The 8,423-nt window shown below is 71.8% G+C and carries 7 protein-coding genes and 1 pseudogene; 5 read left to right on the top strand and 3 right to left on the bottom strand.

Going from position 1 to position 8,423, the window contains the following annotated elements; all coding sequences use genetic code 11:
- Positions 1–210: 210 nt before the first annotated feature.
- Entirely contained in the window at positions 211–897 is a 687-nt protein-coding gene (locus tag JNW89_RS19895) for a TMEM175 family protein (RefSeq protein ID WP_238450035.1), read from the top strand.
- 112 nt (positions 898–1,009) lie between these two features.
- Here the strand turns inward: JNW89_RS19895 and JNW89_RS19890 are convergent, their stop codons facing one another.
- Positions 1,010–1,924, bottom strand: a complete 915-nt coding sequence (locus JNW89_RS19890) for a neutral zinc metallopeptidase (RefSeq protein ID WP_238450038.1) — start codon at positions 1,922–1,924, stop codon at positions 1,010–1,012.
- A gap of 244 nt (positions 1,925–2,168) precedes the next feature.
- Here JNW89_RS19890 and JNW89_RS19885 point away from each other — a divergent pair, with 244 nt between their 5' ends.
- Entirely contained in the window at positions 2,169–3,773 is a 1,605-nt protein-coding gene (locus JNW89_RS19885) for an ABC-F family ATP-binding cassette domain-containing protein (protein WP_238450034.1), read from the top strand.
- A gap of 24 nt (positions 3,774–3,797) precedes the next feature.
- On the opposite strand, the gene JNW89_RS19880 is transcribed toward JNW89_RS19885, so the two are convergent.
- A complete protein-coding gene (locus tag JNW89_RS19880; RefSeq protein WP_238450033.1) occupies positions 3,798–4,400 on the bottom strand; it encodes a cadmium resistance transporter in 603 nt (200 codons plus the stop codon).
- Positions 4,401–4,610: 210 nt separating this feature from the next.
- On the opposite strand from JNW89_RS19880, the gene JNW89_RS19875 reads away from it, so the two are divergent.
- The 3 genes and pseudogenes from JNW89_RS19875 to JNW89_RS19865 all read left to right on the top strand — a co-directional run bounded on the left by JNW89_RS19875 (position 4,611) and on the right by JNW89_RS19865 (position 7,745).
- Positions 4,611–4,838: a helix-turn-helix domain-containing protein gene (locus JNW89_RS19875; RefSeq protein ID WP_007462679.1), complete on the top strand. Its 228-nt coding sequence runs from the start codon at positions 4,611–4,613 to the stop codon at positions 4,836–4,838.
- Positions 4,839–4,884: 46 nt separating this feature from the next.
- A pseudogene (locus JNW89_RS19870) lies at positions 4,885–5,651 on the top strand (enoyl-CoA hydratase/isomerase family protein).
- 114 nt (positions 5,652–5,765) lie between these two features.
- Positions 5,766–7,745, top strand: coding sequence for an ABC transporter ATP-binding protein (locus JNW89_RS19865; protein WP_238450037.1), 1,980 nt, complete (start codon positions 5,766–5,768; stop codon positions 7,743–7,745).
- Positions 7,746–7,759: 14 nt separating this feature from the next.
- On the opposite strand, the gene mug is transcribed toward JNW89_RS19865, so the two are convergent.
- Positions 7,760–8,356, bottom strand: coding sequence for a G/U mismatch-specific DNA glycosylase (gene mug / locus JNW89_RS19860; RefSeq protein ID WP_238450036.1), 597 nt, complete (start codon positions 8,354–8,356; stop codon positions 7,760–7,762).
- Between the last annotated feature and the right edge of the window lie 67 nt (positions 8,357–8,423).

Genomic DNA, 8,423 nt, shown 5'->3' with positions numbered 1-8,423 from the left:
CTGCTCGACGTCCCCGAGCCCCGGCACGCGGTGCTGGTCGCCGCGATCGCCGCGGCCCGCGCGGTGCGGATCCTGGTCCGCGACGCCGCACCCGACGCCTGAACCGCTGCGGCCCGTCGTTCCTCCGGCCCGAAGTCGTCGGCGACCTGGGCGGGACCTGCTCGGTGTGGCGCGACTAACTCGTTGCGTTCCGGCCGCTAGCCTGCGGAAATGGCCGCACGCGAGGGGGCCGTGCCGGCGGCGCGGGGCACGACGACGACCGACACCGACCGGATGACGGCGTTCAGCGACGGGGTGTTCGCGATCGTCATCACCCTCCTGGTGCTGGAACTTCGCCCACCGGCGTACAGATCCGGTGGGCTGCTCGACGCGCTCCTGCACGAGAAGGCCGCCTACCTCGCCTTCGTCGTCTCGTTCGGCTACATCGGGGTGCTCTGGCTGAACCACCACGCGCTGCTGCTCCTGGTCGGCCGGACGAACCTCGTACTCAACTGGATCAACCTCGCCCTGCTGCTCGGCGCCGTGATCATCCCGTTTCCCACCGCGGTGCTCGCGTCGGCGTTCGCCAATGCGGGTGCCGCCGACCGGCGGGTGGCGGTGGTCCTGTACGCACTGTCCGCCGCGCTGATGTCGGTACCCTGGCTGGCCTTCTTCGCCTATCTGGAACGCCACCCCGCCCTGCTGGCACCCGACACCTCCACCGAGCACCTGCACGCCCAGCGGGTCCGCCCCATCACCGGCATCTTCCTCTACGGCAGCAGCGCGGCACTCGGCTGGTTCGTCAACCCCGTGGTGGGCCTGATCGGACTCATCGTCATGATCATCTATCATGCCGTCACCAGTCAGGGACTCAGGCGGCGCAGTCACCGGCGGCTGCCGGGTCGACGGCGAACCTGACCCGACCACAGCCGTTCCGGCCGGACGCGGCCGGAACCGGTGACCCGGAAACGCCACGGCGCGGTGGGTGGGGAACCCACCGGCCGCCGCCGGGCACCTCGGACCGGGGCGCTCAAAGGCTGCCGCCGAAGGTGTCGCAGGACTTCGGGTCGCCGCTGTCGTAGCCGCGACTGAACCACTCCTTGCGCTGCGCGGAGGAGCCGTGGGTGAACTCCTCGGGGTTCACCGGGCGGTTCGCCCGCTCCGAGATGGCGTCGTCGCCGATCTTCTCGGCGGTGTCGATCGCCTGCGCGATGTCCTGCTCGGTGACGCTCTTGAAGATCTTCTGGCCCTTCGCGTCGGCGGTGCCGGTGGCGTTCTTCGCCCAGGCGCCCGCGTAGCAGTCGGCCTGAAGCTCCAGCTTCACCGACAGCGCGTTCGCGTTGTCCGGGTCGCGCTGCTGCTGGCGGCGCATCTGCGCCTCGGTGCCGAGCAGGTCCTGCACGTGGTGGCCGTACTCGTGGGCCAGCACGTACGGCTGGGCGAACTCGCCCTCCGCGCCGAGCTGGTCGGCCAGCACCCGGTAGAAGGTCAGGTCGATGTAGACCAGGTCGTCGGCCGGGCAGTAGAACGGGCCGACGCCGGAGTCGGCCTGGCCGCAGCCGGTGTTCACGCCCTGGCTGAAGAAGACCGTCTTCGACGGCCGGTACTGCTCGCCGAACTTCTCCGGCAGCGCTGTCTGCCAGTACGCCTGGATCGAGTTGACGTACGCGGTGTTGCGGCAGTCCAGTTGCTGGAGCGCGTCGTCGGCCGAGCACTTCTGCTGCAGCGACGTGTTGTCGCCCTGCTCACCGCCGCCGCCGTTGGTCGCGGCGTTCAGTCCGAAGCCGCCGCCGACCAGCGCGACCAGTACGGCGATGATGATGCCGACGATCCCTCCGCGACCGCCGCCGATCGGGATGGGGATGCCCATCCTGCCGCCCCCGCCGGACCCTCGCCGATCGTCCACCTGACTGGTGTCGATCTGCGCGTTCTCGTTCAGCTCCATGTTGACCCCGATCACCGATTCATCACGTTTGGTGGTTGCGGTACCGGACCGGGTCCGGACGGCGTTTCGGTACCCGATGATCTTGCTCGGTAATCCGGACGGGGCCCGGAAGCCGGCCCGGTACACTTGCCTCGTGCTGCTCTGCGAAGGCTGAACCGCCCCGCGCCGACGGTCCATCGGGCCCGCCGGCCGTTTCGCGTGCCCTGAGTCAGCCCTTCCAGACCCCGAGAGCGAGTACCGGAAAATGATCACTGCCACCGGCCTGGAGCTTCGTGCCGGCGCCCGGATCCTGCTGTCCGACACCACCCTGCGGGTGCAGCCCGGTGACCGGATCGGCCTGGTGGGCCGCAACGGCGCCGGCAAGACCACCACGCTGAAGGTGCTGGCGGGGGAGGGGCAGCCGTACGCCGGCCAGATCGACCGGCGCAGCGCCATCGGCTACCTGCCGCAGGACCCGCGTACCGGCGACCTGGAGGTCACCGGGCGGGACCGGGTGCTCTCCGCCCGCGGGCTGGACGTGCTCATGGCCCAGATGACGGAGATCGAGGCCAAGCTGGCCGACGGCGCCGACGACAAGCTGGTCCGCCGCTACGGCGCGCTGGAGGACCAGTTCGCCTCCCTGGGCGGGTACGCCGCCGAGGCCGAGGCGGCCCGGATCTGCGCCAACCTCGGGCTGCCCGACCGGGCGCTCGCCCAGACCATCGGCACCCTCTCCGGCGGCCAGCGCCGCCGCATCGAGCTGGCCCGGATCCTGTTCCGCGACGCCGGCGAGAACGGCGGCGGCATCCTGCTGCTCGACGAGCCGACCAACCACCTCGACGCCGACTCGATCACCTGGTTGCGCAACTTCCTCGCCAACCACAAGGGCGGCCTGATCGTCATCTCTCACGACGGCGCGCTGCTGGAGTCGGTGGTCAACAAGGTGTGGTTCCTCGACGCCACCCGTTCGGTGGTCGACGTCTACAACCTGGGCTGGAAGGCGTACCTGGAGGCGCGGGAGACCGACGAGCGCCGCCGCCGCCGCGAGCGGGCCAACGCCGAGAAGAAGGCCGGCGCCCTGATGGCCCAGGCCGACAAGATGCGGGCGAAGGCCACCAAGACCGTCGCCGCGCAGAACATGGCCCGCCGCGCCGAGAAGCTGATCTCCGGCCTGGAGGAGGTACGCGTCTCCGACAAGGTGGCGAAGGTGCGCTTCCCCACCCCGGCGCCGTGCGGCAAGACCCCGCTGACCGCGACCGGCCTCTCCAAGTCGTACGGCTCGCTGGAGATCTTCACCGACGTGAACGTCGCGGTGGACCGCGGTTCCCGGGTCGCCATCCTCGGGCTCAACGGCGCCGGCAAGACCACCCTGCTGCGGATGCTCGGCGGCCTGCTCAAGCCGGACACCGGCGAGGTGCACGCCGGGCACGGCCTGCGGCTGGGCTACTACGCCCAGGAGCACGAGACCCTGGACGTCGAGCGGACCGTGCTGGAGAACATGCGGGCCGCCGCCATCGAGCAGTCCGACACCGACCTGCGCAAGATCCTCGGTGCGTTCCTCTTCTCGGGAGAGGACGTGAACAAGCCGGCCGGGGTGCTCTCCGGCGGCGAGAAGACCCGACTCGCCCTCTCCACCCTGGTCTGTTCCGGGGCCAACGTGCTGCTGCTCGACGAGCCGACCAACAACCTCGACCCGGTCAGCCGGGAGCAGGTGCTCGACGCCATCGCCAACTACCCGGGCGCGATCGTGCTGGTCACCCACGACCCGGGCGCGGTGCTGGCGCTCAAGCCCGACCGCGCGATCCTGCTCCCCGACGGCGACGAGGACGCCTGGAGCGACGACCTGCTCGAACTGGTCGAACTGGCCTGACGGCCCGCGCCCGGCGGGAGGGCCTCAGGTGGCCAGGTCGGCCAGGCGGGTCAGCACGCCGGAGGTGACCAGGATGACCAGGCCGACGCCGACGAAGATCGCCGGTACCAGCCAGTGGCCGGCCCGGCCGACCACCCGGACCACCCGGGGATGCCCGCCGAGCAGGGCCGCGACCGCGCACCAGAGCGCCACCAGGGCGGCGAAGACCATCAGCCAGACCAGTCCGGCCGCCGGCTCCAGGGAGCGGAACACCGGCACGTAGACGGCGATGTTGTCCGCGCCGTTGGCGATGGTCACGCCGGCCACCCCGAGCGCGCCGCCGACCACGGCCGGTGGCGCCTCGTCGTCGGTGCGCGCCAGCAGGGCCCGGACTCCGAGGCCGATCGGCAGCAGGCCGAGCAGGCCGGTCCACGGGTCGGGCACCACGAGCAGCCCCGCCGCGACCACCAGCGCGGTCGCGACCAGCGCGCCGATGCCCAGGTACTGGCCCGCCACGATCCGCCAGGGCCGGGGCCGGCCGGTGGCGCGGGCGGCCACGAAGAGCACGGTGAGCACGACGATGTCGTCCACGTTGGTCGCGGCGAACACCAGGGCCGCGCCGGCCGCGGCGGCGAGCAGGTCGGTCACGCCAGGCAGGGTACGGGGCGTGCGGGGGGCTCCGAACGGCCCAGAGGCACACGTGTTGTGGGGCCGGTCGGAAGGATCACTCTATCGGGAAGCTGACATCGCATAGCGTGTCGGTTGGCGAAGAGTTGATATCTGGCGCATGATCGTTCGAGGCGGTCTAATAGGTGGGACCGTATCCGAACCGCACAGTCTGGGACGTGAGGAATCAGCATGGCAGCCACTGGCACAGCCACCAGCACTGAGAAGGGTCGCCGGATCGTCGGAGCCGAGCGTCAGACGCTCGCCAAGGACCTGGTAAAGCGGTACACCTCGGGTGAGAGCATCCGCGCGCTCGCGGCCTCGACCGGACGTTCCTACGGGTTCATCCACCGGGTGCTCACCGAGTCCGGCGTTCAGCTGCGGCAGCGCGGCGGCGCCCGGCGCCGCAAGAAGGCGTGACCCGCCCACCAGCGTCGTCCATCAGCGTCGTGTTCCGGGCCGTCCGGTGACCGCCGAGACGACCGGGGTACGACTCGACTGCGACGGGCCGGTGGCGACGGTGACGTTGTGCCGGCCGACGTGCTCAATGCGCAGACCCCGGCGATGTGGCGCGCGATGAGCGACTTCTCGCGGGATCTCCCCGGCGACGTACGTGTCGTCGTGGTGCGCGGCGAGGGGCGGTCCTTCTCCGCCGGCCTCGACCTGTCGGTGGCCGGCGCGTCCGGGCCGGGTTCGTTCGCCGAGCTGGCGACCCTGCCCGAGCAGGAGTGCGCCGACCGGATCGCCGAGTTCCAGGGCGGCTTCAGCTGGCTGCACCGCCCCGACGTGATCTCCGTGGCGGCCGTGCAGGGGCACGCCATCGGCGCCGGCTTCCAGTTGGCGCTCGCCTGCGACCTCCGGGTGCTCGCCGAGGACGCCAAGCTCTCCATGGCCGAGGTGACCCTGGGCCTGGTGCCCGACCTCGCCGGGACGAAGCGCCTCGTCGAGTTGGTCGGCTATTCGCGGGCCCTGGAGATCTGCGCGACCGGCCGCCGGATGGACGCCGCGGAGGCGGACCGGATCGGGCTGGCCACGCTGGTGGTGCCCACCGCCGACCTGGACGGCGCGGTACGCGACCTCACCGCCGGGCTGCTGGCCAACAACCGCGACGCGGTGGTCGAGATCAAGGCGTTGCTCGCCGGCGCGGCCGGCCGCTCGCACGCCGACCAGCAGCGCGCCGAGCGCGAGGCGCAGACCCGCCGCCTGCGCGACCTCGCCGGACGGGGAGAATAGTAAGGACCGTTCGGGAAGATCCGGGTTACTACTGAGGTTGTCGTAGTCGTCGGGAGAATCGAACCCGACGGTGCGCGCTGCCCCAGAACCCGGAGGTGACCGATGTCCAACCCGATGTCCGGTGGGGGCATGGCCGGGTGGAGCATGCTCCGGTCGATGCGCAGCAGCGACGAGGTCTCCGCGCACCGGCTCAAGCGGGGCACCGCCCGGCGGATCGTCGCCTTCGCGGAGCCGTACCGGCGGGACATCGTCGTCTTCCTGGTCACGGTGGTGATCGCCGCGATCATCGGGGTGGCCACCCCGGTGCTGGCCGGAAAGGTCATCAACGCCATCACCCGGGGCGGCGCCGAGGCCGGGGCGGTCGTGGTCCGCCTGGCGCTGGTGATCGCCGCGCTGGCGGTCGCCGACGCCCTCTTCTCCCTCGCCCAGCGGTGGTACTCGGCCCGGATCGGCGAGGGGATCATCCTCGACCTGCGCACCCGGGTCTACGACCACGTGCAGCGGATGCCGTTGCAGTTCTTCACCCGCACCCAGACCGGCGCCCTGGTCAGCCGGCTCAACAACGACGTGATGGGCGCCCAGCGGGCGTTCACCTCCACCCTCTCCGGGGTGGTCAGCAACGTCATCCAGCTGGTGCTCACCGCCGGGGTGATGTTCACCCTCTCCTGGCAGATCACCACGCTCTCGCTGGTCCTGCTGCCGATCTTCATCATCCCGGCCCGGCGGGTCGGGAAGCGGCTGGCCGAGATCACCCGGGAGTCGTACAACCTCGACGCCAAGATGAACGCGACGATGACCGAGCGGTTCGGCGTCGCCGGGGCGCTGCTGGTCAAGCTCTTCGGCTCGCCCGAGATCGAGGCCCGCCGCTTCGCCGGCCGGGCCGAGCGGGTCCGCGACATCGGCATCCAGTCGGCCATGTACTCGCGGACGTTCTTCGTGGCGATGCTGCTGGTCGCCTCGCTGGCCCAGGCGCTGACGTACGGGCTCGGCGGTTGGCTCGCGGTCACCGGCGGGGTCAGCGCTGGCACGGTGGTCACCCTCGCACTGCTGCTCACCCGCCTCTACGGCCCGCTGACCGCGCTGTCCAACGTCCGGGTGGACGTGATGAGCGCCCTGGTCTCCTTCGACCGGGTCTTCGAGGTGCTCGACCTGCGCCCCGGCATCGAGGAGAAGCCGGACGCGGTGCCGGTGCCGCGCGGCAACGGACGGGTCGAGTTCCGCGACGTGCGGTTCCGCTACCCGGCCGCCGCCGAGGTGTCGCTGGCCTCGCTGGAGGAGGTCGCCACCCTGGACCGCACGGTCAACGAGCCGGTGCTCAAGGGCGTGTCGTTCACCGTCGAGCCGGGCCAGATGGTGGCCCTGGTCGGGCCCTCCGGCGCCGGCAAGTCGACGCTGTCCATGTTGATCTCCCGGATCTACGACGTCACCGACGGCGAGGTGCGCGTCGGCGGCGTGGACGTCCGCGACGCCACCCTCGCTTCGCTGCGCGACGAGATCGGCGTGGTCACCCAGGACTCGCACCTGTTCCACGAGACGATCGCCGAGAACCTGCGCTACGCCAAGCCGGACGCCACCGACGACGAGATCTGGGCGGCGCTGGCCGGCGCGCAGGTCGCCGACCTGGTCCGGGCGCTGCCCGAGGGGTTGGAGACGATGGTCGGTGAGCGCGGCTACCGCTTCTCCGGCGGCGAGAAGCAGCGCATCGCCATCGCCCGGCTGCTGCTCAAGGCACCGTCGATCGTGATCCTCGACGAGGCCACCGCCCACCTGGACTCGGAGAGCGAGGCCGCGGTGCAGCGGGCGCTGGCGGTCGCGTTGACCGGGCGTACCGCGCTGGTCATCGCGCACCGGCTCTCCACCGTCCGCGACGCCGACCAGATCCTGGTCCTCGACGGCGGCCGGATCGTGGAGCGGGGCCGGCACGAGGAGCTGGTGGCGGTCGGCGGGCTCTACGCCGAGCTGTACCGCACCCAGTTCGCGGTCGCCGACTCGCCGGCGCCGTACGCGGCGACGGAACCCGAGCCGGTGATCACCACGGTGCCGCTGGGCACGTACGTCGCCCAGGAGGCGCTGCCGCCCGCCGCGGCCAACTAGCCCGCAGCGGCCAACTAGCCGGCGACGGCCGCCCGTAGCTCCCCGAAGGCCGCCCCGAGCGTCTCCGGGGTGAAATGCGCGTTCAGGCCGCTCGGGTTGGGCAGCACCCAGAGCCGGGCCCCGGCCAGCGTCTCCGGCTGCGGGCCGAAACCGGCCTTCGGCCGGCCGAAGCCGATCCGGTACGCGGTCACCCCGACCACCGCCACCCAGGCCGGCCGGTAGTGGGCGACCTTGCCGGTCAGGATCTCCGCCCCGGCCACCAGCTCCGCCGGGGTCAGCTCGTCGGCGCGGGCGCTGGCCCGGGCCACCATGTTGGTGATGCCCAGGCCGAGGCCGGGGAGCTGGTCCTGTTCGCTCGGGTGCAGCTGGCGGGGGGTGAAGCCGCCCCGGTGCAGCGCCGGCCAGAAGCGGTTGCCGGGTCGGGCGAAGTGCCAGCCGGTGGCCGCCGACCAGAGCCCGGGGTTGATGCCGACGAAGAGCACGTCCAGCCCGGGCGCGATCAGGTCCGGGAGGATCCGGTCGGCCGCGGCCGCCAGCTCGTCCTTCGTCGGCCGTCCCGCACCGGCGGCCCCCCGCGTGGCGCCGGAGGGATCCCGCGTCGCATCGGACACCCCTGGCGTCGCGCCGGGCAGTGCGCCGGTGGACGGCCGGGCGGACGTCGGCCCCGGCCGCCGGCCG

Source organism: Micromonospora sp. 4G55, assembly GCF_016803375.1.
Note: the sequence above shows the minus strand (reverse complement) of the source record. Positions and strands in the feature narration are given on the sequence as shown.

What these genes read in the sequence shown, in the direction of transcription:
- JNW89_RS19895 (WP_238450035.1), top strand. Translation starts at nt 211, where the DNA reads ATGGCCGCACGCGAGGGGGCCGTGCCGGCGGCGCGGGGCACGACGACG.
- JNW89_RS19890 (WP_238450038.1), bottom strand. Translation starts at nt 1,924, where the DNA reads ATGGAGCTGAACGAGAACGCGCAGATCGACACCAGTCAGGTGGACGAT.
- JNW89_RS19885 (WP_238450034.1), top strand. Translation starts at nt 2,169, where the DNA reads ATGATCACTGCCACCGGCCTGGAGCTTCGTGCCGGCGCCCGGATCCTG.
- JNW89_RS19875 (WP_007462679.1), top strand. Translation starts at nt 4,611, where the DNA reads ATGGCAGCCACTGGCACAGCCACCAGCACTGAGAAGGGTCGCCGGATC.
- JNW89_RS19865 (WP_238450037.1), top strand. Translation starts at nt 5,766, where the DNA reads ATGTCCGGTGGGGGCATGGCCGGGTGGAGCATGCTCCGGTCGATGCGC.